Genomic DNA, 26,846 nt, shown 5'->3' with positions numbered 1-26,846 from the left:
CATAGATGACAAAAACTTCAAAAGGATGGTTCTCCGTACCCTATATTGTATGGCTAGTGCTGTTCGTTATTGCACCAATGTTATTGATTTTATACCAATCATTTTTTGATATTTCAGGGCAGTTCACACTGGCCAACTATGCCACTTATTTTCAATCAGGCAACTATTTGGCAATGACATTAAATTCATTTTTCTATGCCTTTTTAATTACGCTGATTACGTTTTTAATTAGTTATCCAACGGCTTTATTTTTAAGTCGTACGAAACATAAACAAATGTGGTTATCCTTAATCATTTTACCAACATGGATTAACCTGTTGCTAAAAGCTTATGCCTTTATTGGGATTTTCAGCCAAAGTGGTACGGTTAATAACTTCCTTGGTTTTATGGGAATCGGACCTTACCAGATTTTATTTACGGACTTTAGCTTCCTATTTGTAGCAGCTTATATTGAATTACCATTTATGATTTTACCTATTTTCAACTCTATCCAAGAGATTAATCCATCACTCGAAATGGCGAGTTATGACTTAGGAGCGACACGTTGGGAAACCATTAAACGCGTGATTTTTCCATTAAGCTTAAGAGGAGTTAGAAGTGGGGTACAAGCAGTCTTTATTCCATCACTATCACTCTTCATGTTGACTCGTTTAATCGGTGGTAACCGAGTGATTACGCTAGGAACAGCAGTTGAACAACATTTCTTAGTGACTCAAAACTGGGGGATGGGATCAACTATTGGTGTCATCTTAATTATTTCCATGTTTATCATTATGCGATTAACAGGTGAAAAGAATGGAAAGCGAGGCGTAAAACAAAGTGAAAGTATCAAGTAACTCAAAATGGAATAACTTATTTTTAGTAGCCGTTTTCCTTGTTTTATACTTGCCCATTTTCTATTTAATTTTCTACTCTTTTAACGAGGGTGGAACAATGAATGAATTTACAGGTTTTACTTGGGAACACTACCAAGCTGTATTTGAAGACAAACGATTAATCGGGATTGTTTTAAACACCTTATTAGTTGCGTTATTGTCATCTTTATTAGCGACTATTATCGGGACATTTGGTGCCATTTATATTTACTACACTAAAAAGAGACAGACAAGACAAGCCTTACTGAGCTTAAATAATATTTTGATGGTATCTCCAGACGTTATTATTGGTGCCAGCTTATTGATTTTATTTACAATTGTTGGCTTTTCACTCGGTTTTACGTCTGTTCTATTGGCTCATGTTGCCTTTTCTATTCCAATTGTTGTTTTAATGGTATTGCCAAAACTTTATGAGATGAAAGATTCAATGATTAGCGCAGCCCAAGATTTAGGTGCCAATTCATGGCAAGTGCTTACCCGCATTTTGTTACCGTCAATTACACCAGGTATTTTAAGTGGCTTCTTCATGGCCTTTACATACTCGTTAGATGACTTTGCGGTAACGTTCTTTGTAACAGGGAATGGCTTTAGTACGTTAGCTGTTGAGATTTACTCAAGAGCTCGTCGAGGCGTTAGTTTAGAAATTAATGCCCTAAGTGCGTTGATGTTTATCTTTACCTTATTACTTGTATTAGGCTATAACGTTATCCAACTTTCTGGACAAAAGAAAAAAGAAAAAGAAATAAAAGCAATGACCTTTAGCCAAAGCGAGGTGATCAATTAATGAAGCGATTGGTTATTAGCATGGGGACGATTTTACTGGTTTGTTTAGGCCTAGCTTTTGGGATTGATTACTTAAACCGATCACAAGGCTTTACAGGTGATAACACGCTAACAATCTACAACTGGGGCGATTATATTGAACCAGAACTCATTAGTCAGTTTGAAGAAGAAACAGGCTATAAAGTGTCTTATGAGACCTTTGATTCGAATGAGGCCATGTATACGAAGATTAACCAAGGTGGAACATCGTATGATATTGCGGTACCATCTGAGTATATGATTGATAAGATGATTGAAGAAGACATGTTGTTGGAACTTGATCACGCTAAAATCGATGGGCTAGAGAACATTGGTGACCGTTTCTTAGATTTAAGTTTTGATGAGGGGAACCGTTACTCTATTCCTTATTTCTGGGGGACATTAGGCATTGTTTATAATGACAAATTTATTGATCAAGCACCTGAATCGTGGAACGATTTATGGAATGAAGAATACCGTCATAAATTAATGCTCATTGATGGCGCCCGTGAAATCATGGGTCTAGGTTTACAAAGTCAGGGCTATTCGTTGAACGAGAAGGACCCTGAAATTTTAGAAAGTATTGCTGAATACTTAAAAGAATTGACACCTAATGTGAAGGCGATTGTAGCTGACGAAATCAAAATGTATATGATTCAAGAAGAAGCAGCAATTGCGGTAACCTTTTCTGGTGAGGCAAGTGAAATGCTATGGGAAAATGAAAACCTCCATTATGTGATTCCAGAAGAAGGAACAAACTTGTGGTTTGATAACATTGTTATTCCAAAAACAGCACGTAACGTTGAAGGTGCATATGCCTTCATCAACTTTATGCTCGATCCAGAAAATGCTGCAGTTAATGCTGACTATGTTGGCTATTCGACACCAAACGAGGCAGCTCTGTCATTGATGGATCCAGAAGTTGTTGAAGACGAAAACTTTTATCCATCAGATGAAGATGTCGCTCATATGGAAGTTTACGAAAACTTAGGCGCTGAGTTATTAGGTATTTACAATGACTTGTTCCTAGAAGTGAAAATGTTTAGAAATTAAAAAATGAGTGTGAAAAAAATAGGAGCCCGGAAAAATTCCGGCTCCTATTTTTATTATGCTTTTTGAGCTGCGTCTGCTTTTGTATGGATGGCAAACAAAATTTTTCTCGCGATCGGTTGAAGTGAACTGTGTCCTAGTCTAATCCACGATCCATTATACGCAATAATTTAATGCGAAAATTATCCTATCACATAAATAAAACGATTAATAACAATTTCGCTAATTATTTTCAAAAACACTTAAATCTTAATTTCAGTTCCAAAAATCTGCATTTTCAGTTTCATACCTTCTCGAGTAGCAGCTAATCCGCCTAGACCAGTTTCTCTTAATGATGGCGGAAGGCTTTTGCCAACTCGTCTCATGGCATCAATAACATCATCCGCAGGGATTTTATTGGTTAAACCAGCCAGTCCCATATCAGCACATAATAAAGCGTTAGCAGCACCGATAGCATTACGTTTCACACAAGGAATTTCTACAAGACCAGCAACGGGATCGCAAACAAGACCGAGTAAGTTGCTAATAGCCATCGCAAAGGCTTCCGAAGCTTCGTTCGGGCTACCACCAGCAATTTCTACAGCAGCAGCTGCAGCCATTCCTGAGGCACTCCCAACTTCTGCTTGGCAACCGCCAGCAGCCCCTGAAATCATCGCTTGGTTAGCAACTACCATCCCGAATCCACTCGCACAAAATAACATTTGTACCATTTGATCTTCGCTTAATTCTAGCTTATCTTTTATCCCAAACATGACACCGGGTAGGGTACCCGATGAGCCAGCTGTTGGGGTGGCACAAATGATACCTAAAGAGGCATTCACTTCGTTTGTCGCAATGGCATTTTCAACCGCTAAGAGCAGGTCATTGCCAGAGAGTGTCTTCCCTTTTTGGCGGTAACGTTGTAGCTTCACTGCCTCGCCACCAGTTAGGCCAGTTGGTGAAAACACACCGTCTCCTGTTAGTCCTTTTTCAACGGCGTCTTTCATAACACGATAGTTACGGCGCATTTGTTCCCAAATTTCTTCTCGCGAGCGATGCGATGTAGCCATCTCTTGTTGAACCATTAATTCAGAAATAGGCAGCTGTTTGAGTTGTGCATCTGCGACTAAGGCTTCAATAGATTGATACATGCTTATTCTCCTAACTAATTAAAATGGCTTCCTCTACAAAAATAAGGTCGTTAATGTCTGTCATCATCTGACTTGATGGAGCGGTCTCCATATAAAGAACAACCCATTCAACCTCATTTTCTTGAAAAATACGAATGTCTGATAATTTATAGTTATAGTGATCAAAGAAGGCGTACCAGTCATCCATTGTATACAAGTCATTATGGAGATTATTTTGTTTAATAAAATATAAGGGCAAATAGCCATCAATGGTCATGTTAATCTGATCAAGCTCTACTTCATTCAATTGGATTGAGCCACCACCGATGGAACAACCTGTAGCTGAAATGCGTCTGTCTTCTCGTTCTAAAATCATGGTCGCTGTATTAGGATGACCAACTGGAGAAGGTCCTTTTTCTTCAATAAACTGGACATCAATGTGTTGTGATTCTGCCATCTTTAATGAGTGGGGGAGCATAGGATCTTCTGTTGATAGACCGAGAATCCCACCTAATATAGCAAAGTCCGTCCCATGTCCTAAGTGTGTTTCAGCAAAGGATTCATAGTAGTGGATGGTTACTTTTTTAGCTTGCAATTGAAATAATTGTGACGCTGCTTTACCGAGCATCAATGCTCCAGCTGTGTGTGAGCTTGAAGGACCTACCATAATTGGTCCGATAATATCAAAAACACTGCGAAATGTATCCGCCATGAGGTCACCTCTTTCTGCTTAAGTCACAGTCATTATAGCAGAAAAAAAGCTGGATTTAATGAATCTGTTATCATGGATAAACTCATCAATCTCTCATGTTGTTTAACTCTAAAAAGAATGATGGCTATGCTATAATAAAATCAATAATAAGCATGAAGGAATAGGTGGCATATGGAACTCAAAAAAGCAGTTGGTATTAAAGCAGCAGACTATATAGAAAGCGGTATGATTGTTGGTTTGGGAACAGGCTCAACAGCTTACTATTTTGTTGAAGAAATCGGTAGACGAATGAAGGAAGAAGGCCTTGATATTGTAGCTGTAACAACTTCCATTCGAACAAAAGAACAGGCTGAAGGCTTGGGTATTCCATTAAAGAGCGTTGATGAAGTAGCATCGATTGATGTAACCGTTGATGGCGCAGATGAAATCAGTGATGATTTCCAAGGGATTAAAGGTGGCGGTGCCGCTCATCTTTATGAAAAAATTGTTGCCAACCACTCTAAAAAAGTGATTTGGATTGTGGATGACAGTAAAATGGTTGAAAAATTAGGTCAATTCCCACTTCCCATTGAAGTTGTAAAATACGGCTCACAACAAGTATTCAATCGTTTTGAAACGAAAGGTTACAAGCCAACATTTCGTAAACATGATGATGGCAGCCTTTATTTAACGGATGAAGAAAACTATATTATTGATCTTCACCTTGGACAAATTGAAAATCCTGCTGCCTTAGCAATCGAATTAGACGGTATGACAGGTGTTGTCGAACACGGCCTCTTTATTGATTGTGTAAATACAGTTTTAATTGGTTCGGTAGATGGTGTCACCGTTAAAGAAGCAAATCGATAGGAGGAATAGCAGACATGAGAATGGTTGATTTAATTATTAAAAAGCAAGAAGGAAAAGAGCTAACAAAGGAAGAAATTCGCTTTTTAATTGAAGGTTATACAGATGGTTCTGTTCCCGATTATCAAATGAGTGCATTCGCAATGGCTGTTTATTTTCAAGATATGACGGACCGCGAACGTGTGGAATTCACAATGGCAATCGCTGAATCAGGTGACCAAATTGATTTATCAGAAATCGATGGCATTAAAGTTGATAAACACTCAACCGGTGGTGTTGGCGATACAACAACCCTTGTCTTAGCACCGTTAGTAGCAAGTTTAGGCGTACCAGTTGCTAAAATGAGTGGCCGTGGTTTAGGTCATACTGGTGGAACGCTTGATAAATTAGAATCTATTCCGGGATTTAAAATTGAAATTTCTGAAGAAGACTTTATTGAACTTGTTAACAAAAATAAAGTAGCTGTAATTGGTCAATCTGGCGATCTGTGCCCAGCTGATAAAAAACTATATGCCTTGCGTGATGTAACAGGAACGGTTAATTCATTGCCGTTAATCGCAGGGTCAATTATGAGTAAAAAAATTGCAGCTGGTGCTGATGCAATTGTCCTTGACGTTAAAGTTGGGGCAGGTGCCTTTATGAAATCCATTGAAGATGCAGAAGAATTGGCCCATGCAATGGTAGCAATTGGAAACCTAGCAGGTCGTAATACGATGGCAATTATTTCAGATATGAGCCAACCATTAGGCTATGCAGTAGGAAACACCCTTGAAATCGAAGAGGCTATTGAAACATTAAAAGGTCAAGGCCCTGCCGATTTGGAGGAGCTATGTTTAGAATTAGGCGCTCAAATGGTTTATTTGGGTGAAAAAGCGACTAGCTTGGAAGAGGCACGAGAGTTGCTAAAAGAAAAACTTCATAACGGCGAAGCGCTTGAGAAGTTTAAGGAATTTATTGCTGCTCAGTATGGTAATCCAGAAGTAGTCAATGACTACAGCTTGATGCCACAAGCGAAAGATAAGAAAGAGGTTTATGCCGAAGAAAGTGGTTACGTCGCTGAAATTGATGCCGATGCGATTGGTGTTGCAGCTATGTCACTAGGTGCTGGCCGCGCAACTAAAGAATCGGAAATTGATTTAGCAGCTGGTTTAATGCTTCATAAAAAAGTAGGCGAAAAAGTTGCTAAAGGTGATCTTCTAGTGACACTATATGCTAATGATAAAGATTTCTCAGAAGCAGAATCGCTAGTTCATCAAGCCTACAAATTTTCATCAACATCAGTTGAACCAACATTGATTCATGAAACAATCACAGAATAATTAGTCGGAAAAGTCGGAACGTTTAATCGTTCCGGCTTTTTTTATTATCAAATGTAACGTACAAAACGCATAAATTCGTTGTAACGACCATTTGAGCCCAAACAAAAAACGATCACTCAAACGTGCAATCGTTTTAGTCTTGAAATGAAATTTCGATTATACTGTCACTCAGTTTTAAAAAGGATTCAATCATATCATTATGATTAACAGAGTGGGGGATATAAATTTTATAATTGAGATGAAAAATAACGCCTTCTGTTGTCTTTAGCATTTTAAAATCTTCATCGGTTGTTTTTAAGTTATGGTCTTTGAAAAACTGATTGAATTTTTCAATGGCAGATCGGTCAGTAACCTTTATATCAAGTTGGAATAGCTCTCCAATTTTTACAATGCGTTTTAAAACATATAAGACAATTAATAAAATAACGCAGGTAACAATTGCTAAATAGTATAAGCCCATACCAACTGCAATACCTAGACCTGCGACGCCCCAAATCGTTGCTGCCGTCGTCAAGCCTGAAACGGTATCCGAGCGTGTTGTTAAAATAGCACCAGCTCCAAGAAAACCAATACCACTAACGATTTGAGCAGTCAATCGTGTAAAGTCAGTTGACAAAACCGATTGTAAATCAGGATTCTCCATGCTCATTCGAATGACCATATAAGAGGTTTCTTTTTGGATAATGGTTAGCAAACAAGCAGAAACGCAAACGACAATATTCGTTCGTAGTCCCGCAGATTGGTGGTTAGTCTCGCGTTCCATACCAATCGCTGCTCCGATCATAATAGCAATGACTAAACGAATAGTCACTTCAACATAGTTTAAATCATACATCAGCGATGCTCCCTTCTTTCTATTTATTCTAATCTATTTTCTAGTAGATAGAAAGTCAAAGTTAGGAAAAGGGTTTCATTAGAAAAATATCATTTTAAACGATTTAATGTTAAAAAACTATGATAGAATACAATTACTTATCACCAACATAAGGAGGTATAACGTGAAAAAAGAAGAATGGCGTGACGGTTTTAAAGCAATAATTCCCGTCTGCATTAGTTATTTTCCAATTGGACTTGCTTGTGGTGTTTTACTTCAACAAGCAGGCTTTAATAGCATAGCAGTATTATTAATGAGTTTACTGGTCTATGGTGGGGCATCTCAATTTATGATTGCATCTATGACCATCAGTGGTGTTGGATTTATTGAAATTGTCCTAATGGTCTTTTTCATCAACTTAAGACACCTGTTAATGAGCTCTACGATAGCTGGTCACTTAAAAAATAAATCCAATCTCTTCAATCTGGCATTCGCTCAGTCGATAACTGACGAATCTTATGCAGTAAACATGATGAAATTTAAAATCGACCCGTCGTGGACAGCGAACAAAGCAATGACAGCTGGCGTAGCCACATATGTGACTTGGGCAAGCAGTACAACGATTGGTGCTTTACTCGGTAGTAGTGTTTCTATTTCAACCGTTGTGATGAACTACATGCTGACAGCAATGTTCATTTTTTTATTAGTTTCTCAAATTGAAAACTGGGTATTATTTTGGACAACGATTTTTGCAATGGTGAGCGCTGTTATACTGAAAGTCGTTTTAAAAAATGGGGTTGCTATTTTAATTGCCTCTATTATTGCTTCTTTAGTTGGCTTAGGACTAGCTAACTTAAAGGCACGTAAGGAGGAAGTTGTTCATGAATCGTAGTTTGCTCTTATTAATTATTTTCGCTGCAGTGGTGACTTATATCCCTCGGTTTTTACCGATTTATTTATTACGAAATGCTAATTTACCGATGTGGTTCCGAAAGTGGATGGGCTATATCCCGATTTCCATTTTCGCAGCTTTGATTGCAACCGATGTATTTTTCTATGAAGACGCGGTTGAGCTGAATGTTTTAACAAATCCGAAATTACTACCATCATTGATGACCATTTTAGTAGCTTACAAAACAAAGAATATGATTTATTCGATACTGGCCGGAGTAATAGCCATTAGTATCATGGTATGGATGCAATAAATAAGCTCATTATGTCGAGTGAGTACAAAATAATGGCCCACTTGACATAAAAACGAAGAAACATGTCGACTAGGGAGCTAGACATTGATGGCTGAACTTATAATCCCCTAGTCTACAAAAAAACTTGGACGCTTTTGCGGCCAAGTTTTTTATGATCGTTTTCCGTATGCTTTATAGTCAATACTGCGCATATCGCACCAGTCAATTAAGTCACGGTGGAACATTAAATCAGTTTTTTGCAAATCAGCAACTGATTTTGCTCCCAACAGTGTCATAATGGCAGTGATTTTTTCTTTCCAGCTTTCGATGGTTGCCACTGTTTTTTCAGGACCATTTTCTAAAACCATATGAAGGAATTGACCTGATAGACCAACTGCTTCTGCGCCTAAACTCAAGGCTTTAACAATGTCATAAGGCGTTTTAATCCCACCAGATGCTAAAATGTGAGCATCATTTTTAAGATCAGCTGCTTCTAATAGAGATACGACAGTTGATTGTCCCCAATTTTCTAGATCATCATAAGAGAAGGTGCTACGGCGTGCATTCTCAATAGCAGCAAAGTTTGTTCCGCCACGACCGGATACATCAATCCACTCCACACCAACATCAGTTAGTTGCTTAATGGTTTCACGGCTCATTCCAAAACCGACTTCCTTAACCATAACCGGAACGCCAACACCTTTAACGATGGCTTCGATTTGACTTAACCACATTGAAAAATCACGATCGCCTTCTGGCATAACTAGTTCTTGAGGTGCATTAATATGAATTTGCATACCGTTAGCCTGTAAAATATCAACGGCACGCTTCGCATTTTCAACCGTATGGTGAGCGCCTAAGTTAGCAAGCACAATCCCATCTGGGTTAACCTCACGGATCACTTTAAAACTATCAGAGAGTTCTGGATGTTTAATCGCCGCACTAACTGATCCTGATGCCATCACAAGACCGCTTGCTTTAGCCACTTCAGCTAGTTGCTGGTTAATTACTTTGGTCTTATCACTCCCACCTGTCATCCCATTAATATAAAAGGGAAGGGGCATATCATAACCGAGTAAATGTGATGCCAGAGAGACATCAGTTGTTGCCATTTGTGGCAATGAGTGATGAACAAAACGAATTTTTTGAAAGTCAGATTGACTAGCTGCTTGATATTGTTTTTCAGCTAAGTCAACGTGCTCATCTTTACGAATTGAATCAATAGTCATAATAACGGGCTCCTTTAATTCTTTTGTTCATAAAAGACTTCTAATGGCAGTGGCTGAATACCAGAATTACGCCAATCAGAAAGTAATAATGAAATATTTTTATCTTCTTCTACTAGAACGATTCCGCAGTCGCCACCACCAGCACCAGATGATTTTCCAGCACCTTCAAATTTTTCGGCAATTTCAATCAGTTTCGCTAGCAATTCTGTTTCAATTTTAACACCTGTTTTAGAAGCGAGACGTTGTAACAACTCACGATTTCGCTTAATCCCAATCTTAATAGCATCCACGTCACCTGTTTCAAAGGCATCAATCAGAGCACTTACACAAGTCTTACTCTTTCTTAGGAAAATAGGGAAAAAGTCTTCTAGTTTGCTACGTTTTAAATTGACCTTATCAACTAAATGAGCTGTTGAAGCAGGTGAACCGGTCCAGCCTATTAACAATTTCAATTTCTCAGGCACTTGTAATTGCTTCACCATCATGTCAGGCCAGTCACTTTGGACTAATTCTGTAATAGATAGGTGTTGTTCTTGTTCTAGAACCCACTTACGGTCAAAACAAGCATAGGCAATCCAACCCGTATAGCTGCTGGCTGCAATATCACCAAATGAGCCATTCGAATTAACAGACAGGTGAGCTAGTGAAGCGAGTTTATAGATTAGTTCAGCAGTTACCTCTAAATCATAAAATTTTAGCAAAGCTTTAATAGTCGCAACGGTCACAGCTCCGCTAGAGCCTAAGCCGTATTTTTTTCCTTTAGCATTATCAAGTTCACTCTCAACTGATAAGTGGAAAAAGTGAAGCTCTTTTCCAGCTTCTAAAATGTATTGTTCCGTATATTTGACTGCTTGAGTAATATAGAAGAAGGGATTTTCACGTTCATCAATATAAAGTTTGCCATCCAGTCTTGTCCAAGGAATTGGTAATCCGCCATTTAGAGCGGAGTGGATGGTTCCTTCTTCTTCTGCCTGTTCGACAGTAACTGTGATGAATTGATTCACGGCAACTAAGATGGCTGGGTGTGCGCTTGTCACAACGGCATATTCACCTGCAATAAATAGTTTTCCTGGTGCACTCGCTTGTACCAATGTTCTCTTCCTCTCTAGTTCAATGACCAGTTATTGGCGCGATATTCTTCATTTGTTAGTTGACGAATACCTTGGCCTGGTCCTGTAATCATTAATTGTTCTTCAGAAAAATGTTCTTTAAAAGCATTTTTTATTTGTTCAGCTTGTGAGAGGCGGCAGAGCACCTTCACATTTGGGCCAGCATCCATTGTAACATAACACGGAATGCCTTGGTCACGCAGTTGGTGAGCGATTTGGATAGCTTTCATACTAGCTGGTTCGAAGTAAATAATAGGGGGTTGTGCTGCTAACATAGAGGCATGCATTTTCATCGCACTATGTTCGGCAATTTCACCCATTCGTTCAAAGTTGCGTTCTTTAATGGCTTCTTTAATGGCTTGAATATCTGTTTCAGCTGTTTCAACCCAAGACGGATAATAAGGAGAGGTTTCAATGGTTTGTTTCATGCCAACCCGACTAGAAATCTTCTTCTCAGAACGGTTAACGGCCACAACTAGCATCCCAATATCCCAATCTGCATCATCAACAGGAATCGCACATGAATCGTCAGAAGAGGTTCCTTTGTTCCATTCAACAAAACCACCGTAAATACTTCTCGTTGCACTACCACTGCCTTGTCTTGCATAGGTTGATAATGTCTTTAAATCTAAGTTTAATCCACTAGCAATATTAGCAGCCCCCGCTAGTGCAGCAAAAGCAGAAGCAGAAGAGGCTAAACCAGCTGCTGTTGGAACATGATTAATACTCTCAACATGAGCAAAGGTTGTTATACCAGCTTCTTTTCTAAAACGATCTAAGAAACGGCTAATTTTTTGTGTTTCTTTCTCGGCTTGGGGCTGACCATTCAAAATAAAATGGTCTTGACTTAAGCTGTCATCAAACCGAACCAATGTATCAGTATAAAGCTTTTCGAGCGTTAACGACAAACTACTGTTAGTCGGCAAGAAGAGCGCTTCGTCTCTTTTCCCCCAATATTTAATTAATGCAATATTTGTATGAGCTCTTACAGCTGCTTGTGTCATAGACCTTCCTCCTGATTTAATGATGTCATCCAAGTTGTTACCGCACCAGCATTTAATAGAGCAAGACGGATTTTTTCAGTCTCACTTTGATTGTTAGCTAAAGCAATCATACAGCCACCACGTCCTCCACCAGTCAGCTTTGCGCCTAGAGCACCAGCTTCTCTTGCTGCTGAAACTAGGTTATCCAACTCTTTATTGGAAACACCGAGTTCAGCTAATAAAAGATGGGCTTGATTCATGGCTTCGCCTAGCTCTTTAGCTTCATTTCGTTCGAGGAAACCCTTAGCATGGTTAGCTAGTTTACCCAACAATGCAATTTTCTCTCGACTAATCGGCTGAGCTTCTTTTTCAATACGATCGGCAATACTTTGCACCGCCTCTTTGGTTTGACCAGTTACACCAGTATCACCTACAACAAGATAAGCATCCATTTTCAGTGAAAAAGGAATAATGTCAGCGCCTTTACGATAGTAAACGGGCGACAAACTACTGGTTGTGAGGGCATCTAACCCGCTTGGATTACCATGAGCAATTTTTTCAGAAATATTAACCATGTGCATCAAGCGACCATGATCTAAATCAGCATTAAAATAATTATAAATGGCTCGTGTGACAGCAACAGCAACAGCAGCACTTGATCCCATCCCTCTTTCAGGTGGAATGGCACTTTCAATGTTAATAGCTAAGTTCTCATAAGGTTGCTTCAATGATTCGAGAGCCAATTCAATGGCTTTTTTTAGACTTTGTAAAATTTCCGGCATATCATCGGCGATGCCGTGGTAATACGAACAGTCTAGTCGAACTGGACCTTCATAGGCTGAGACACTTGCGATCATTTCAACAGCGGGAAAGGGGAGGGCAATGGAGGGTTCGCCATATACAACCGCATGCTCTCCCATCAGGATAATTTTTCCGTGAGCTTTTCCTATATTTGTCGTCATTATATACATCTTCCTTTGCTACGATATCATCATCAAACAGAGCGGATAAAATCGTCAAATCAAACTCATTTATCATACCTTAAATCATCAGATTAAAACAGCATTTTGAACTGTTTTAAAAGTGGTCGTAAACTCTTATTCTCCTTAATTTTATCGGAGGATGTCAATAAAGTAAATTAAACAAGTATTAATTTATAAAAACTTAATTGCCTAATAGTGACTAATTAACTGTTAAACGAATAATCATCATTTAAATCGTAACTTTCTGTAGTAAAAAGCAAAATAAATGTGTTACAATAGCTGAAAATGTTCATGAAATGAAAGGACGTTAGCATGTATACGACTAGCAACTACTATCAAATCGATAGGAGCAAATGGAAAACCTTCCACGAAGAGTCCATTCCACTAATATCTGAACAAAAAATAGAAAGTCTGACATCCTTAAACGATAAGCTTTCTGTAGAAGATGTTCGTGATATTTATGTCCCTCTCGTTGAGATGATCGATCTTTATCAAAAAAATTATCGAAAACTAAGGAAAATGAAAAGTAATTTTTTAGGTTACCCTTATGAACCAGCACCACTGATGATAGGGATAACCGGAAGTGTGGCAGTTGGGAAAAGTACAACAGCGCGTGTTCTCCAAAACTTATTGCAAAAATTCTATCCAGATAAAAATATCGCAATGATGACAACCGATGGCTTTTTATATCCAAATGCTCATTTAATCGAAAATGGCATCCTTGGCAGAAAAGGATTCCCTGAAAGCTATGATATGGAGCGTCTGATTGAATTCCTATTAGATGTGAAAACTGGTAAGCGCCATGTGAAGTCACCTGTTTATTCGCATCATATTTATGATATTGTGCCGAATGAGTTTGATGTTGTCGATCGTCCTGATATACTGATAGTTGAAGGGATTAATGTGTTACAATTACCATCCAACCAGCAAATCTATGTGAGTGACTTTTTCGATTTTTCAATTTACGTGGATGCGGATATTGAAAATGTTGAAAAGTGGTATTTAGAACGCTTCGAAATGCTGATGGATCGGGCTAAAGACCATCCCGATAACTACTACTACAACTATGCCATAGGAGACCGGCAAGATGCGATTAACATGGCTAAGGCAGTTTGGCGGTCTGTCAACTTAAAGAACCTCGAAGAATATATTGCACCGACAATGACGCGTGCCGATCTGATTATTCATAAATCTGATAATCACTTTATCGACTATCTTCAGATCAAAAAATATTAATTATGGTAATAACATTTAAAAAAGAAGCATGGAGGGACCATTTCAAATGACTACAGATTTATCATCAATGGAAAAAATTATCGTTTTGGATTTTGGGAGTCAATATAACCAATTATTGACTCGTCGAATTCGTGAATTCGGTGTGTTCTCAGAATTACTATCACACCGCACAACAGCAGAAGATATTAAGAAAATGGATCACGTAAAAGGGATTGTATTTTCAGGTGGACCAAATAGCGTGTATGAAGAAGGTTCATTTACAGTGGATCCAGCCATTTATGATTTAGGGATTCCCGTCTTAGGCGTTTGCTACGGCATGCAATTAATGACTGCACAATTCGGAGGAACAGTAGAAGCTGCTGGGCAACGCGAGTATGGCCAATCAGCAATTGAAATTTTAGATGTGGAAAGTGGTATTTTTAAAGGATTAGACCGCTCTGAAACGGTATTAATGAGCCATGGTGACCTAATTAAAGATGTTCCAGTAGGCTTTAAAGTAACAGCAACAAACGCACAATGCCCAGTTGCCGCATTTGCAAACGAAGAAAAAAACCTATACGGTGTTCAATTCCATCCAGAAGTACGTGCTTCTGAACATGGTAATGATATGTTACGCAGCTTTGCCTTCGACATCTGTGGCTGTAAAGCTGACTGGTCAATCGCAAACTTCATTGACGTTGAAATTGAAAAAATCCGTGAAACAGTAGGGGACAAAAAAGTCTTGCTAGGCCTTTCAGGTGGTGTTGACTCATCAGTAGTCGGTGTGTTACTTCAAAAAGCAATCGGTGACCAATTAACATGTATCTTTGTTGACCATGGTTTACTACGTAAAGGCGAAGCAGACCAAGTAATGGAAAGCCTATCTGGTAAATTCGGCTTGAACATTATTTTAGTGGATGCTAAAGAACGCTTCTTGTCTAAACTAGCTGGCGTTAGCGATCCAGAACAAAAACGTAAAATTATTGGTAACGAATTTATCTACGTATTCGATGACGAAGCAACTAAATTGAACGGGATTGAATTCCTAGCACAAGGCACACTTTACACAGACGTTATTGAAAGTGGAACAGAAACTGCTCAAACAATCAAATCTCACCACAACGTTGGTGGACTACCAGAAGATATGCAATTCAAACTAATCGAACCATTGAATACCTTATTCAAAGATGAAGTTCGTGAATTAGGAACAGAATTAGGTATGCCTGATAGCATTGTTTGGCGCCAACCATTCCCAGGACCAGGACTAGGTATCCGCGTACTAGGTGAAATTACAGAAGAAAAACTTGAAATCGTTCGTGAGTCAGACGCAATTCTTCGTGAAGAAATTGCAAATGCTGGTTTAGAACGCGATGTCTGGCAATACTTTACAGTTTTACCAGGTATTAGAAGTGTTGGTGTTATGGGAGACGGCCGTACTTATGATTATACAGTTGGTATCCGTGCCGTAACATCTATCGATGGTATGACATCAGAGTGGGCACGTATTCCTTACGAAGTCCTTGAAACTATTTCAAAACGAATCGTTAATGAAGTTGCACACGTTAACCGTATCGTGTATGACATTACGAGCAAGCCACCAGCGACGATCGAGTGGGAATAAAATAGAAGTAAAACAGCGACAACCTTTTATCTAAAAAGGGTGTCGCTGTTTTTAATAGATAGCAGTTAGTATGTTAAAGTAGACAACTTTGAGTTAGTTGGATAGTCTAGGACTATTCTAAAAATAAATTAAATAAAATCAGAAAAGGTGAAGGAAATGAAACAAATACTTGTGTTAGGTGGAACGAATTTTTTTGGTAAAAAAACTGTCCAATTACTATTAGATAAAGGCTATGACGTGACTGTTGCGACGCGAGGTAACAATCCTGTTCCGTTTGAGGGTCAGGTGCAACATATTGTGTTAGATGCGAGCGATGCAGCTCATGCTGGTTGGCAAGCAGTTCAAGCACAACAGTGGGATGCAGTATTCGATAATATCTGTTATAACGCTGAGGATGCACGAATCCGTATTGAAAAATTTGGTCAACAATTGAAACACTATTACTTTACCTCTTCATTGGCAACCTATGCGGGAAATAAAGACGGATATGTAGAGGCGGACTTTGATCCATTAACCTATGATATTGATCCAAACAAAACGGTTGATTACGGTGAAGGCAAGCGTCAAGCAGAACAAGTGTTGTTCACCCAAGCACCTTTCCAAGTGGTAAGCTAAAGTTCGAAAAGTCGAATAACTAAATACAACTTCAAATCCAGCGAGGTGAAGCAAATAATGAATTATAAAGTTTTGAAAGATAAAAAAGTAGTGATTGGATTAATTTCAGCTATGGTATTAGCAATTACTGCAATACTATTAGCAATTTACGATATTAGTTATTGGGTGTTATCTTCAGGGTTATCAATAGTGATCCTATATTCAAGTCTCGGTAGAGCTGATAGAATAATGAAAGATGATAGCAAATCGTAGATAATGATAAATTCATTTCTTGAAGGATTACTTCTTGTTTTTATATAAGGGCAAGAAATAAAAAATAAATTTCCGATAGCCCATGACTCTACAGTAGAGTTGTGGGTTTTCTTTTGCTTGCTGATTATAATAATATTTTAATAACTATTGTGTTTATCAACCAAATGGTTTATAATATTCTTAGCGTAAACTTGGAGGTGCTGTATGACTACGGCAGAAATGATTAAAGAACTGTGTGAGCAAATGAATATAAGTGTTTCCGAACTTGCTAGACGTATTGGCCAGACTCCACAGAATTTCAATAAAAAATTACAACGAGAAACGGTAACCTTGGATGAGTTGAAAGTCATTGCTGATGTGCTAGGTGTCAAGTTTGTGCAGGCATTTATTTTACCAGATGGAGAAGAAATAAAAATATCTAACGAATAAAGGAGGCAGTCAAATATGATGATTAGTCCGGAAAGTTACTATGAAGAGTATCTCAAAGGAAAAACAAAAGAAGAAATAATGACCGCCATCCGAGGACTTAAGCAAGAAATAGGTTACCTCAAAAATTCTATGGAAAACCCGTATAATGACATTAAAACTGTTATGCATCCAAGTGAAGATACCCGCCTTCATTGGAGCCGTAAATATTTGGATAAAGCCAAGCAAGCCTATGTTGAGGCTGGCGGAACATACACTTTATCAAAGTCTGAAGAAAAGGCAGCCGATTTTGATGCGAACATAAATGCTATCTGCAAGATTACCTTTAACATTGGTGGTTACTTTGGCGGTTATAGCACCTATATTGTAGAGCTATCCGAAGAATTGAAAGCCTATACAAAGTTATGGGAAGATGTAGAACCACTTGTATTGTTGGATGATAATGAGGAGCCATTTACAAAGAATAGCTACATTGCTGCACTTAAGGAACTTCACATCGGTGAGTGGCGAAGACATTATACAACTAAACGCTTCGGATACATGGTACTTGATGGAACACAGTGGGAGTTGGAATTTGAATATAGTAATGGCCATAAGCCAGTAAGATTTGATGGCGATAACTCTTACCCTTATAACTTTGATAAGTTCCAGAGACTATTTGGCATTGATGTTACTGAGGAGGATTTGGATGGGTAGATTTGATTGGTTAAAGTAATAAGGAAGAAGTTTTGAAAAACATTATACTAACACTAGTTATGAGCTGCTTTGAGTATGTAAAATAGAAAATTATAAGGATGAGAATATGAAAAATGATATGTTGAAAGAACTTCACTTAGAAACTAGAGATGAGGCAGTTCGATTCCTAAAAAGTCTCTGGGCAGAAGAACCACAGCCATGTCCACTATGTGGAGGCATGTTGGATTACATGCATAAAAAAGCGAAGAAAAGCAATAGCAATTGGAAATGTACAAGTTGTGGGAAGGTGTACAAAGCAATTAATATTCTGGAGGAACTGTCTGATAGCTAAGAGGGAACAATGATATCTTCCCTCATACGAAAACCCACAGTGGATATCTTCCCTCATACGAAAACCCACAGTGGATATCTTCCCTCAAAGGGAATTTAGTAAAAAAGTAAAATGGAAATTGCCCTTTGACAGCTATGACTTCATCTCAAAACATGCGGAACTTGTGGTGCTTTTAGGGAGAAAGGAATAACTACGAACTACCGGGACAGGGGACGGTTCTCCTGCCCCGCTCGCGATTGAGTGCTAGTGAAATCAATACATTTCATGCTCTTCATGGAAATGCACCACTGGAAAAGAGCATGTGCAAGGACAACTTTGTGTATGAATTGAAGTTTGTAAATGGTTCCGACCGAATTTTTAGGTGCAATAGGAGAATCGAAATGAATGATGATAAAAAGAAAAATGAAGACAAACAAGGGAATGCAATTGCTTTAGGTGTTGGACTTGGACTTTCTTTGGGTGCAGGGATTGGTGTGGTCCTCGGAAATATCTTTGATAATAATTTGTAAAGGATTGAAAACTACTGGGGAGTAGCCATTATCAATCAAAAAGTTGATTAAATTCAAGCGGTAATGTCCAGTAGCTTCAAGCCCCACTTTTACATTTTCAGAAGACGAAGGCAAAAACGATAGTAGCAAATGAAAACCATGCCTGTCATTAGAAAAAGTAAAAACATCTTTAAGAACATTGCCTTCAGAATCACAAATAAAACAATCATGTTTGTCTTTAGCAACATCGATACCTACAAGAAACATAAAAACACACCTTTGAAAAAATGACTGTGGTCATTCACAAAAAACTATGTATCGTATCCTTGCACGAGATAAAACATCAAGCGTTATCTAACTCATAAACAAATAAACATAGAATTGTGGTTGGAACCTTAATAAAATAGTCATACTATAGGAGAAATAACCAATCCACAGGCCTATGCTTATCATATAGTAAAAAGATAAAAAGAACAAATAGAACACTAATTTACTATGTGTTCATTATACAAGGAGAAAAAAATGTTTATATTAGAATTATGCCAAGATAGAATGAGCACAGAGCTAGGACTATTTGACACCATAGAAGAAGGAAGAAAATTTGTATCTCAACTTAAAGGATACAAATTTGAAGAGATAGACGGATTTGAATACGAAACTATAAAGCTAGATTCCATCTCAGACTACATGGAACTAGAAATAAACGGCAACATAGTACCACTAACTAAGTTTATGTTTACAGAAGATGGCGATGTAGAAGTATATTGGAAAGAAATTCCAAACTTATCTAAAAAAGGAACAGGAATCGTAGAAGGTGCAACTAGAGTGGATGCCTACACAGTAGCGAATTCAGATTTAAGAGAACATATCGAAGCGAGAGAAAATAATTATTTAGAAGTAAAGAAAAATCTAGAAAAGGAAGGCTACCAAGTAGAAAGAGCCTACTTCGGATCAGAAGACGGAGAAGCAATCCTATTTAGAAAAAAAGATTCAGAAGATTGGCACTTCTTAACCCATATGGATCCAGAATTCACAGAAGAATTTGATTTAGATGAATGTTTAGAAATGGTAGAAGAAGATAATTAAATTGAAAGCTAAAAGCCACCACTCGGTGGTTTTTTTTATTTCTAAATTATATTTTTTCAAAATAAAAACACTTAAGTCTTAACCTAAGTGCTATTCATACATCAAAAAATGGTATGGAGGACTTTTTCCGATGGGCAGAACTCTATAAAGTCAAAGTGCCCCAAAAATATGGGCAGGGAATGAAATTGTCAAATCTAAAAATATTCTTTAATAATTTAACCACTAAAAGTAATAGTGATAAATATGATGATTATGCTTTCGATTTTATGATTGTATGGCCGATACAAAGTGTAACTAAAAATGAAAAAGAAATTCAGATGCTGAAAGAAATGGCGGGACGACAAAAAACTAAGAAGATTATTTATTTATCCATTAAGGAACCTTGGTATAATCCTGATTCCTTAGAGCCTATTGTAGATCGAACAATAAAATTGGATTGTGAGAACGATGATCCTGTAGAGTATAAGCGAATATTAGCTGCTTACGATGAGGATATGAAGAGCCGCTGGTATTAAGTGTGTTTAAGAAAGTTGGTTATGATTCTGATAAGATAAGAAATCTCAATTATTAGAGGAGGGTATTCCATACTATTTTCTATAGTGGCTAACCTCTTTTGATATTTTCCTACATACGACTGACAATCTTAGATATGTTTCCCAGTACGAGCATTGATAAAAAATGAGCTAATGAGAATGAAATTGACAGCTATCCCCTCATCTCAAAACATGTTGAAGCAGTTGTGAAGCTGGAAAAATTATGCCATAATGTTTATAGAAGAAGGATATCTAGAAACATTATGATGGAAATGGGCTAGTATCTAATTATACAGTTGCTGAATATAAGGTTGATATTGCTAATTACAATGAGTCGCCCACGCCACTGTATTTTAAAAAAGTAAAAAATAATCAAAATCTAATTAAAATTATAAATAGATGTGTTCGAATGAGATTAATATATGTTTAGATTGATGAAAACATCAGAAAACTATTTAGCAATAGTTACAACTTGGCTGTTGAAGACTTAGTTTAATAGTGATAAAATCATTATTATATCTATGAAAAAAATACTTTTGAAATAGTATCGAGGAGACTTAAAGTCTAGAGTAAATTAATATTTGTTTAGAAAGGGAGATCATTATGAGGGTAGCTAAATATTTTCAAATTGCATTTTTAGTTGTGGGAACTCTAACAGCTTTAGAGTTTATCTTTCTTAGAGGAATGTTCACATGGTTAATTGTTGTTACTGCTGTTATAGTTGTTGGAAGCCTGAATGTGATTATAAATATAAAAGATAAAGAATGGTTACAGGCTTCTCTTTATATCCTGTCAACTATAGCTCTTTGTATGGGATATTTTACACTTGCATAAGCAGTGTGATGTATTAAAAAAGTATTCCGAAAATAAAATGCCTTGTTGGACAGATTTTTCATACTTTGTTTTTCGTGCTAATACCAATATTTATGCTTTCAAGTGGAGATTTATGGGAAATAAGCTGACATCAAGGAGCCACTGGGTCTTCATGGCATATTTATTGTCACCTCAAGGCATGTGGAGACGGTAGTATTGATGTCAAGGGTAGACAAGTGATAGAGTAGAAACATGTGTAAATAAGGACTTTCCGTGATTTGAGATCTGGCTCCAAGCCGGAAGGATAATCACGGATTTTTGCTTTGAGGGAAGTTATCCAAGAATGATGAAATAAAAAAAAAATCAGCCGAAATAATTGTTGATGTGGTGAGTTGATAAGATGATTGGCAAAACAATGGTGAGTTGATAGAATTGCTGTCAAAAAGTCAGAAAACATTTACACGTTTTATTGACCGAGTCAATAAAACGAAGTACAATAGATATTAGGTGGAATTATAGCTCTGCACCAGGAGGTGAGAACTTGATAGGATTAGAATATGTTTTAAATCTCTATAACCTTCAACATATAGAACTTGCAGAAAAACTTGGCATAAAAAAACAAAATATTAACATGTGGGTGAAAGGGCGACAGAACATTCCAAAGAAATATCTACCGGTATTAGAAGAACTCTTTGGTATTGATCAGTCTTACTTTGGACGTGAGCTTAGTGAAATTGATCAGTTAGAAATCCAGAAGGAAAAGCTGAAAAGAGATCTGAAGCCTGTAATCAAAAAGCATGAACAGCAGTATTCTTTGGGAGAGATTAATGATCTTGTTGAAGTTCCCATTTACGATAAAGAAGAAATGAATGCCATCGAACGAGATATTGAAAAAGCAAAACTCATATCAAGGTTTAAGGCTGCAATGGATATAGTAGATAATAATCCATACTTGGAGACCTATAGTCTCATCGTAGAACTACTTGAAAAAGTACAGCATGAACCTGTTCTACACAAAACGGTTGAAGCATTGGCTCACTATTACGAAGTCTTACCTGATTGGTTAAGTAGCGAACCAGAACAAGAAGGCTTTGAAGGTGAAATATTTGAAGTCTTTGAAGATCATAACTATTAAACATTTGAAGGAAAAAGATGACCGAGAAAACAGGAAACATAGGATTTGAAGAAGACCGAGATGAATACGAAGCAGAGAATATCATCTGGGTTCCTAAAGAAGCGAATAGTTTGCCAGCTTTGAAGGAAAAGCTGGTGGAGAATTTTGGACATCTACTATCATAATTAAGACTGTAGTTGAGATGATTAAACCATGGCGAGAGGAGGCAATTATTTGTTTGTAGGAGATACTATGATTAATTCAATTGAAGAAAATAAAAATAGAAATATCGTTTCGATTAGCTCGACCGATATTCTTGAAAATACAATACGTGAACAAATGCCTGGCATATTGGATATTTTGTTAATTGATCGAACGACATCAACTTCGAAGAAGAAAAAAATATTATATGGGCAAACGAAAATTATGTGAAGTTCGGCTCGAAAGCTTATGCGGCAACTGCTCAGATGTTACCTGAATTAGTTACAGGGCGAATGGGAAATATCATTAAACCGCGTGCTCTCAAATCTAAGGAGATGCAAAAAGAACGAACCAAATCAAAAGCAGAGGTGTTCACACCTACCTGGATTGTGAAGAAACAAAATGATGAGATTGAAAAAGATTATATAAACCGCCACTTGACAATAATTAATAATTTGTTTTGTATTATACTAAATAAAATTAAATTTGATAGGAGCAGGAAAATGGAACATACAACTATATATACTTCTTCCCATGATGGCCAAAAGATATTTTTACGTATATGGGATCAAGTAGAAAAACCAAAAGGAATCGTTCAAATTATTCATGGAATGGCCGAACATTCTGCACGATATGAAACTTTTGCATGTTTTTTGAATAAGAAAGGTTATATTGTTTATGCGGATGATCATCGCGGTCATGGTCATTCTTTAACAGAAGAAGAAGTTTTTGGGTATATTGGTGAGAATGGTTTTCAAAAAATTGTTAAAGATGAACAACTAATTTCTGAGTTGATAAAAAAGAAATATCCAAAGCTACCTTTATTTATTTTTGCTCATAGTTTTGGTTCATTTATCGGGCAGGAGTATATCATTCAAAATTCTGAAAAAATAGATGGGATCATTCTTTCTGGTTCAGCCAAACAAAATGGACTGGACGTAAAAATGGGAAGAATATTGGCTACCTTCCAAAATATTGTATTCGATAATAAAAAAGAAGCTAAATTGATTGATAAATTATCTTTTGGGTCATTCAATAAGAAGTTTCAAAATCAGACACCGACATCTAGTTGGTTAACAAGAGATGCTAGAATTGTGGATCAATATAAGAAAGATGAATTGTCTGGTTTCGTTTCTCCGATAAATTTTTACTATGAACTCTTCCACGCTTTTAAATTGCTATATCAAACAAAACGACTAGAAAAAATTGAAAAAGATTTACCCCTCTTAATTATTTCTGGTGATATGGACCCTGTTGGTAAGTATGGCGAAGCAGTTCAAGCATTATATGAGCAATATGTTCAATTAGATTTGGAAAATGTAAAACTTAAGTTATTTAAAGATGCCCGGCATGAATTGGTAAATGAACTAAATAACGAGGAAGTGTTTTCTTACATAGATGACTGGTTGCAACAGCAGATAGAGAGTAATTAAACGTCAATTAAGTTATGTTATAGTTACTGGATTTTATAATAAAGTTAGCCACTTAAGCTAACATAAAAAACGCCATGTGAATTTCATGTTATATTGAAGTTACCACTAACTCTCAATAGACAGGATGAATTCACATGACGCTCTGAAGGACTCGCTGGATGTCTATTTCAGTCACCCCTATGCCTCATTTGAACGAGGCACGAGTGAGAATCAACACAAATTTATTCGACGGTTCATTCCTAAAGGGAAGCCCATCAGCCAAATCGCGGACGTTCAGTGCTTACGTATACAACAATGGATGAACGATTATCCAAGAAAAATACTAGGCTACAGAACACCACACGACTGTTTTGTTCATGCGCTAAGGTCAGAACGGCAAGCGGCTTAACCCGTGAGGGCTTGACAACGAGCCTCCTTCGACATGACTTGAATGCTGGAAAGCTGGACTAGGCCAGCTTGTCAAAAGACTATCATGTCTCAGCTCATTATCAAGCCCTCACTATCTAGGCGAAACGACTAACAATTTCACAAGGAATTAATTAATATCAAGTGGCTAACTTAAACTTGAAATTTACATAAATAATTATGAGACAAAATACAATTGAAATTTATAAGTGAGGCGATGCTTACATCATAGAAGCATAATTAGCATAAAGAAAGGATGACTGCATTGAATGTGATTGTTTCAAAATTTAAAGAAGTGCTATTTTCTGTTCTTCCAATTACATTATTGGTTTTAGTGTTAAATTTTACTGTTTCTCCGATAGACACAATATTAATTATTCGATTTCTTATTGGTTCTTTTTTTGTGGTATTGGGTCTGACCATTTTTTTGATAGGAGTAGACATTGGTATTACTCCTCTTGGAGGGTTTACAGGAACATCACTTGCTAAATCAAACAAGCTATGGATTGTTTTGATCGCAGGATTAATACTTGGGTTTTTTATATCAATTGCGGAGCCTGGTTTAATGGTTCTTGCAAATCAAGTCAATCTAGTGACATCAGGTCAAATATCAGGAATTAGTATACTTATTATTGTGTCAATAGGGTTAGCAATAATGCTAGCATTAGGTTTTTTAAGAATATTCTACAATGTTCCTTTATATAAAGTGCTGTTTGCTTTATATTTAATTATTTTTGGATTCGCAGTTTTTGCTTCACGTGAATTCTTGGCGATATCTTTTGATGCTTCGGGATCAACAACAGGAATACTAGCAGTACCATTTATTTTATCCTTATCAGTGGGTATATCAAAGCTAAAAAAGGATAGCAAGGCATCAGAAAAAGATAGTTTCGGATTGGTTGCCATCGCGTCAACTGGTGCAATAATGTCCGTATTGCTCTTAGACATATTTTCAAAAACAAATGAGTTCTCTGCTGCACTTGATTCAGGAATTTCTGATTCAAATTCAATCATCAGACCATTTATAGATATAATTCCTGATTACTTAATAGAAAGTTTTATGGCAATCTTACCATTGCTAGTAATATTATTAGTTTTGCAGAAAATATCTTTTAAACTAAAGAAAAAAGAACTTCGAAAACTACTTACGGGATTTGCATTTGCATTTACAGGTTTGCTTGTATTCCTAATAGGTGTAAATGCAGGTTTTATGGATGTAGGAACGAGCATTGGTAATAATTTGGCTTTGTTGGATAATAAAGCTTATATCATAATCATTGGTTTTGTTCTTGGGGTTGTAACAATTTTAGCAGAACCGGCTGTTTATGTTTTAACTCAACAGATTGAAGATGTAACAAGCGGTTATGTAAAGAGAAAAGCAGTTCTAATTCCGCTGGCAATTGGAGTTGGTTTTGCCGTGGCTTTATCGGTTATACGTGTATTAGTGCCTGGGATACAGTTATGGCATTACTTGCTACCTGGGTACATCATATGTCTGTCAATGATGTTTTTCATACCAAAGCTCTTTGTAGGAATTGCATTTGATGCTGGTGGGGTGGCTACTGGTCCTATAACTGCAACTTTTATTTTGGCATTTATACAAGGGGCAGCACATGCTTTTGAGGGGGCGGATCTAATGGTTGATGGCTTTGGAATGATTGCGATGGTTGCCATGACACCAATTATCACTTTAGAAGCTTTGGGCTTGGTGTTTGCTATAAAATCAAAAACAAAAGGAGTTGAAAAGAGGGATGACTAATTATAACAGTATACCGATTTTTGAATTAATATATGTAGTTGTTAACTATGGAATGGGTAGCAGGATATTACAGAAGGCAAAAGAACATGGTATTTCTGGTGGGACCATTTTCCTTGGAAAGGGAACTATAAATAATTCCCTGTTAAATTTCTTATCTTTATACGATGAAAGAAAGGAAATAGTCTTATTGGGAACAGATTACCATACTGCAGACCATGCATTAGTTGAACTAAACAAAGAATTCAAGTTTGAAAAACCAAATCATGGTATTGTCTTTACCACAAGTGCTTGTGAAATTGTAGGATCTAGGTGTTATAAGTCTGAAGAAAACGAAGAAGGAAGAGGTGTTAATAAGCTAATGTATCAAAATATTATAATCATTGTTAATAGAGGTAAAGCTGAGGAAGTAATTGAAGCAGCAAAAGAAGCTGGCTCAAAGGGTGGCACAATAATTAATGCAAGAGGCTCGGGGGTAAATGAAACGAGTAAACTATTTAATATGGATATAGAACCTGAAAAAGAAATAGTTATTATCCTATCAAAAGAGGATATTACTGAGGCCATTGTAACGTCAATACGAGAAAAACTTGAAATTGATAAGCCAGGAAATGGGATCGTTTTTATTCAAAATATAAATAAAGCTTATGGTGTTTATGAGTAATAGATGTTTAAGTAGTGCAGAGATGATAATCGAATTGATATGCTCCTTTATGTGAATGCTTTGATAAAGGAGCATTATCTAGGTTTATAGAAAGAGTTAAAAGATTGGATAGTGATTTAGAATCTTACTCCGATATTTATTAGCGGTTGATTTGTTCCCGCAAACGACAGTCAATCTTGGATA

At 37.1% G+C, this 26,846-nt stretch carries 31 protein-coding genes and 2 pseudogenes; 25 read left to right on the top strand and 8 right to left on the bottom strand.

Features of this window, described 5'->3' with window-relative positions; translation table 11 throughout:
• Positions 1–5 precede the first annotated feature (5 nt).
• Genes G7057_RS01485 through G7057_RS01475 form a run of 3 tightly spaced genes read left to right on the top strand, consistent with a single transcriptional unit; the run spans position 6 to position 2,729 of the window.
• On the top strand, positions 6–836 hold the full coding sequence (locus G7057_RS01485) for an ABC transporter permease (RefSeq protein ID WP_166160732.1): 831 nt from the start codon (positions 6–8) through the stop codon (positions 834–836).
• Positions 820–1,659: an ABC transporter permease gene (locus G7057_RS01480; RefSeq protein ID WP_166160730.1), complete on the top strand. Its 840-nt coding sequence runs from the start codon at positions 820–822 to the stop codon at positions 1,657–1,659. The genes G7057_RS01485 and G7057_RS01480 overlap by 17 nt, the downstream gene beginning before the upstream one ends.
• Positions 1,659–2,729 carry an ABC transporter substrate-binding protein gene (locus G7057_RS01475; protein WP_166160728.1) on the top strand — a complete coding sequence of 357 codons (1,071 nt, stop codon included), beginning with the start codon at positions 1,659–1,661 and terminating at the stop codon, positions 2,727–2,729. Before G7057_RS01480 ends, G7057_RS01475 begins: the two co-directional genes overlap by 1 nt.
• A gap of 239 nt (positions 2,730–2,968) precedes the next feature.
• Here G7057_RS01475 and sdaAA read toward each other — a convergent pair whose 3' ends face one another.
• Entirely contained in the window at positions 2,969–3,856 is an 888-nt protein-coding gene (sdaAA, locus tag G7057_RS01470) for an L-serine ammonia-lyase, iron-sulfur-dependent, subunit alpha (RefSeq protein WP_076765323.1), read from the bottom strand.
• 10 nt (positions 3,857–3,866) lie between these two features.
• A complete protein-coding gene (locus G7057_RS01465; protein ID WP_166160726.1) occupies positions 3,867–4,547 on the bottom strand; it encodes a serine dehydratase beta chain in 681 nt (226 codons plus the stop codon).
• 171 nt (positions 4,548–4,718) lie between these two features.
• Between G7057_RS01465 and rpiA the strand changes: the two genes are divergently transcribed.
• On the top strand, positions 4,719–5,396 hold the full coding sequence (rpiA, locus tag G7057_RS01460; protein ID WP_166160724.1) for a ribose-5-phosphate isomerase RpiA: 678 nt from the start codon (positions 4,719–4,721) through the stop codon (positions 5,394–5,396).
• 14 nt (positions 5,397–5,410) lie between these two features.
• A complete protein-coding gene (locus G7057_RS01455) occupies positions 5,411–6,712 on the top strand; it encodes a pyrimidine-nucleoside phosphorylase (protein ID WP_166160722.1) in 1,302 nt (433 codons plus the stop codon).
• 133 nt (positions 6,713–6,845) lie between these two features.
• Here the strand turns inward: G7057_RS01455 and G7057_RS01450 are convergent, their stop codons facing one another.
• On the bottom strand, positions 6,846–7,547 hold the full coding sequence (locus tag G7057_RS01450) for an MgtC/SapB family protein (protein WP_166160720.1): 702 nt from the start codon (positions 7,545–7,547) through the stop codon (positions 6,846–6,848).
• A gap of 163 nt (positions 7,548–7,710) precedes the next feature.
• Here G7057_RS01450 and G7057_RS01445 point away from each other — a divergent pair, with 163 nt between their 5' ends.
• Together G7057_RS01445 and G7057_RS01440 are read left to right on the top strand one after the other, a co-directional pair.
• The gene (locus G7057_RS01445; protein ID WP_166160718.1) at positions 7,711–8,418 is read left to right on the top strand and encodes an AzlC family ABC transporter permease; all 708 of its coding nucleotides are present in this window, start codon (positions 7,711–7,713) and stop codon (positions 8,416–8,418) included.
• Entirely contained in the window at positions 8,408–8,731 is a 324-nt protein-coding gene (locus G7057_RS01440) for an AzlD domain-containing protein (protein ID WP_166160716.1), read from the top strand. The genes G7057_RS01445 and G7057_RS01440 overlap by 11 nt, the downstream gene beginning before the upstream one ends.
• A 149-nt stretch (positions 8,732–8,880) precedes the next feature.
• Here the strand turns inward: G7057_RS01440 and fni are convergent, their stop codons facing one another.
• The 4 genes from fni to mvk are packed head-to-tail and all read right to left on the bottom strand — an operon-like array spanning position 8,881 to position 12,993.
• Entirely contained in the window at positions 8,881–9,939 is a 1,059-nt protein-coding gene (fni, locus tag G7057_RS01435) for a type 2 isopentenyl-diphosphate Delta-isomerase (protein WP_166160714.1), read from the bottom strand.
• Positions 9,940–9,953: 14 nt separating this feature from the next.
• Positions 9,954–11,030, bottom strand: a complete 1,077-nt coding sequence (locus G7057_RS01430; RefSeq protein ID WP_166160712.1) for a phosphomevalonate kinase — start codon at positions 11,028–11,030, stop codon at positions 9,954–9,956.
• 14 nt (positions 11,031–11,044) lie between these two features.
• On the bottom strand, positions 11,045–12,052 hold the full coding sequence (gene mvaD, locus G7057_RS01425; protein WP_166160710.1) for a diphosphomevalonate decarboxylase: 1,008 nt from the start codon (positions 12,050–12,052) through the stop codon (positions 11,045–11,047).
• Positions 12,049–12,993, bottom strand: coding sequence for a mevalonate kinase (mvk, locus tag G7057_RS01420; RefSeq protein WP_193566094.1), 945 nt, complete (start codon positions 12,991–12,993; stop codon positions 12,049–12,051). The genes mvaD and mvk overlap by 4 nt, the downstream gene beginning before the upstream one ends.
• A gap of 333 nt (positions 12,994–13,326) precedes the next feature.
• Here mvk and coaA point away from each other — a divergent pair, with 333 nt between their 5' ends.
• The 8 genes from coaA (at position 13,327) to G7057_RS11905 (ending at position 18,679) form a co-directional block, all read left to right on the top strand.
• Positions 13,327–14,250, top strand: a complete 924-nt coding sequence (coaA, locus tag G7057_RS01415) for a type I pantothenate kinase (protein WP_076765348.1) — start codon at positions 13,327–13,329, stop codon at positions 14,248–14,250.
• A gap of 46 nt (positions 14,251–14,296) precedes the next feature.
• A complete protein-coding gene (guaA, locus tag G7057_RS01410; RefSeq protein WP_076765350.1) occupies positions 14,297–15,850 on the top strand; it encodes a glutamine-hydrolyzing GMP synthase in 1,554 nt (517 codons plus the stop codon).
• 156 nt (positions 15,851–16,006) lie between these two features.
• On the top strand, positions 16,007–16,465 hold the full coding sequence (locus tag G7057_RS01405; protein ID WP_078755701.1) for an NAD-dependent epimerase/dehydratase family protein: 459 nt from the start codon (positions 16,007–16,009) through the stop codon (positions 16,463–16,465).
• A 57-nt stretch (positions 16,466–16,522) separates the two neighbouring features.
• Positions 16,523–16,717, top strand: a complete 195-nt coding sequence (locus tag G7057_RS01400) for a hypothetical protein (protein ID WP_076765384.1) — start codon at positions 16,523–16,525, stop codon at positions 16,715–16,717.
• A gap of 204 nt (positions 16,718–16,921) precedes the next feature.
• The gene (locus G7057_RS01395; RefSeq protein ID WP_078755702.1) at positions 16,922–17,146 is read left to right on the top strand and encodes a helix-turn-helix domain-containing protein; all 225 of its coding nucleotides are present in this window, start codon (positions 16,922–16,924) and stop codon (positions 17,144–17,146) included.
• 15 nt (positions 17,147–17,161) lie between these two features.
• Entirely contained in the window at positions 17,162–17,839 is a 678-nt protein-coding gene (locus tag G7057_RS01390) for a hypothetical protein (RefSeq protein WP_166160706.1), read from the top strand.
• Between the two features lie 106 nt (positions 17,840–17,945).
• Positions 17,946–18,170, top strand: a complete 225-nt coding sequence (locus G7057_RS01385; protein ID WP_024410017.1) for a hypothetical protein — start codon at positions 17,946–17,948, stop codon at positions 18,168–18,170.
• A gap of 380 nt (positions 18,171–18,550) precedes the next feature.
• Positions 18,551–18,679, top strand: a complete 129-nt coding sequence (locus G7057_RS11905) for a hypothetical protein (protein WP_264372198.1) — start codon at positions 18,551–18,553, stop codon at positions 18,677–18,679.
• A gap of 51 nt (positions 18,680–18,730) precedes the next feature.
• On the opposite strand, the pseudogene G7057_RS11790 reads toward G7057_RS11905, so the two are convergent.
• A pseudogene (locus tag G7057_RS11790) lies at positions 18,731–18,925 on the bottom strand (IS110 family transposase); the annotation flags it as partial.
• A gap of 255 nt (positions 18,926–19,180) precedes the next feature.
• On the opposite strand from G7057_RS11790, the gene G7057_RS01375 reads away from it, so the two are divergent.
• From G7057_RS01375 to G7057_RS01335, 10 genes and pseudogenes are all read left to right on the top strand, one after another.
• Entirely contained in the window at positions 19,181–19,744 is a 564-nt protein-coding gene (locus G7057_RS01375) for a hypothetical protein (protein WP_166160702.1), read from the top strand.
• A gap of 185 nt (positions 19,745–19,929) precedes the next feature.
• Positions 19,930–20,259 (top strand): hypothetical protein, encoded by a 330-nt coding sequence (locus G7057_RS01370; RefSeq protein WP_227004616.1) that lies wholly within the window; start codon positions 19,930–19,932, stop codon positions 20,257–20,259.
• Positions 20,260–20,880: 621 nt separating this feature from the next.
• Positions 20,881–21,111: a hypothetical protein gene (locus tag G7057_RS01365; protein WP_078755707.1), complete on the top strand. Its 231-nt coding sequence runs from the start codon at positions 20,881–20,883 to the stop codon at positions 21,109–21,111.
• Positions 21,112–21,631: 520 nt separating this feature from the next.
• Positions 21,632–22,225 carry a helix-turn-helix domain-containing protein gene (locus tag G7057_RS01360; RefSeq protein WP_078755708.1) on the top strand — a complete coding sequence of 198 codons (594 nt, stop codon included), beginning with the start codon at positions 21,632–21,634 and terminating at the stop codon, positions 22,223–22,225.
• A 17-nt stretch (positions 22,226–22,242) separates the two neighbouring features.
• Positions 22,243–22,389, top strand: a complete 147-nt coding sequence (locus G7057_RS11970; RefSeq protein WP_159443861.1) for a hypothetical protein — start codon at positions 22,243–22,245, stop codon at positions 22,387–22,389.
• 49 nt (positions 22,390–22,438) lie between these two features.
• Positions 22,439–22,636: a hypothetical protein gene (locus G7057_RS01350; protein WP_078755709.1), complete on the top strand. Its 198-nt coding sequence runs from the start codon at positions 22,439–22,441 to the stop codon at positions 22,634–22,636.
• A gap of 35 nt (positions 22,637–22,671) precedes the next feature.
• Entirely contained in the window at positions 22,672–23,838 is a 1,167-nt protein-coding gene (locus G7057_RS01345; protein WP_166160700.1) for an alpha/beta fold hydrolase, read from the top strand.
• 133 nt (positions 23,839–23,971) lie between these two features.
• Positions 23,972–24,226 (top strand): annotated as a pseudogene (locus tag G7057_RS12030) (transposase); the annotation flags it as partial.
• Between the two features lie 288 nt (positions 24,227–24,514).
• Complete coding sequence (locus tag G7057_RS01340; protein ID WP_227004680.1) at positions 24,515–26,002, top strand: DUF1538 domain-containing protein; 1,488 nt, start codon at positions 24,515–24,517, stop codon at positions 26,000–26,002.
• Positions 25,995–26,663, top strand: coding sequence for a P-II family nitrogen regulator (locus tag G7057_RS01335; protein ID WP_166160698.1), 669 nt, complete (start codon positions 25,995–25,997; stop codon positions 26,661–26,663). The genes G7057_RS01340 and G7057_RS01335 overlap by 8 nt, the downstream gene beginning before the upstream one ends.
• Positions 26,664–26,846 lie beyond the last annotated feature (183 nt).

Origin of the sequence: Jeotgalibaca arthritidis (assembly GCF_011100465.1) — a bacterium.
Lineage (GTDB): Bacteria > Bacillota > Bacilli > Lactobacillales > Aerococcaceae > Jeotgalibaca > Jeotgalibaca arthritidis.
This window is presented reverse-complemented; position numbering and strand designations above follow the sequence as displayed.

Coding starts and splice junctions, on each gene's coding strand:
- G7057_RS01405 (WP_078755701.1), top strand. CDS start 16,007: ATGAAACAAATACTTGTGTTAGGTGGAACGAATTTTTTTGGTAAAAAA.
- rpiA (WP_166160724.1), top strand. CDS start 4,719: ATGGAACTCAAAAAAGCAGTTGGTATTAAAGCAGCAGACTATATAGAA.
- G7057_RS01385 (WP_024410017.1), top strand. CDS start 17,946: ATGAAAAATGATATGTTGAAAGAACTTCACTTAGAAACTAGAGATGAG.
- G7057_RS01375 (WP_166160702.1), top strand. CDS start 19,181: ATGTTTATATTAGAATTATGCCAAGATAGAATGAGCACAGAGCTAGGA.
- sdaAA (WP_076765323.1), bottom strand. CDS start 3,856: ATGTATCAATCTATTGAAGCCTTAGTCGCAGATGCACAACTCAAACAG.
- coaA (WP_076765348.1), top strand. CDS start 13,327: ATGTATACGACTAGCAACTACTATCAAATCGATAGGAGCAAATGGAAA.
- fni (WP_166160714.1), bottom strand. CDS start 9,939: ATGACTATTGATTCAATTCGTAAAGATGAGCACGTTGACTTAGCTGAA.
- G7057_RS01390 (WP_166160706.1), top strand. CDS start 17,162: ATGATGATTAGTCCGGAAAGTTACTATGAAGAGTATCTCAAAGGAAAA.
- G7057_RS01400 (WP_076765384.1), top strand. CDS start 16,523: ATGAATTATAAAGTTTTGAAAGATAAAAAAGTAGTGATTGGATTAATT.
- G7057_RS01440 (WP_166160716.1), top strand. CDS start 8,408: ATGAATCGTAGTTTGCTCTTATTAATTATTTTCGCTGCAGTGGTGACT.
- G7057_RS01365 (WP_078755707.1), top strand. CDS start 20,881: ATGAGGGTAGCTAAATATTTTCAAATTGCATTTTTAGTTGTGGGAACT.
- G7057_RS01455 (WP_166160722.1), top strand. CDS start 5,411: ATGAGAATGGTTGATTTAATTATTAAAAAGCAAGAAGGAAAAGAGCTA.
- G7057_RS01395 (WP_078755702.1), top strand. CDS start 16,922: ATGACTACGGCAGAAATGATTAAAGAACTGTGTGAGCAAATGAATATA.
- G7057_RS01465 (WP_166160726.1), bottom strand. CDS start 4,547: ATGGCGGATACATTTCGCAGTGTTTTTGATATTATCGGACCAATTATG.
- G7057_RS01335 (WP_166160698.1), top strand. CDS start 25,995: ATGACTAATTATAACAGTATACCGATTTTTGAATTAATATATGTAGTT.
- G7057_RS11970 (WP_159443861.1), top strand. CDS start 22,243: ATGACCGAGAAAACAGGAAACATAGGATTTGAAGAAGACCGAGATGAA.
- guaA (WP_076765350.1), top strand. CDS start 14,297: ATGACTACAGATTTATCATCAATGGAAAAAATTATCGTTTTGGATTTT.
- G7057_RS11905 (WP_264372198.1), top strand. CDS start 18,551: ATGAATGATGATAAAAAGAAAAATGAAGACAAACAAGGGAATGCAATT.
- mvk (WP_193566094.1), bottom strand. CDS start 12,993: ATGACGACAAATATAGGAAAAGCTCACGGAAAAATTATCCTGATGGGA.
- G7057_RS01485 (WP_166160732.1), top strand. CDS start 6: ATGACAAAAACTTCAAAAGGATGGTTCTCCGTACCCTATATTGTATGG.
- mvaD (WP_166160710.1), bottom strand. CDS start 12,052: ATGACACAAGCAGCTGTAAGAGCTCATACAAATATTGCATTAATTAAA.
- G7057_RS01475 (WP_166160728.1), top strand. CDS start 1,659: ATGAAGCGATTGGTTATTAGCATGGGGACGATTTTACTGGTTTGTTTA.
- G7057_RS01345 (WP_166160700.1), top strand. CDS start 22,672: ATGTTACCTGAATTAGTTACAGGGCGAATGGGAAATATCATTAAACCG.
- G7057_RS01450 (WP_166160720.1), bottom strand. CDS start 7,547: ATGTATGATTTAAACTATGTTGAAGTGACTATTCGTTTAGTCATTGCT.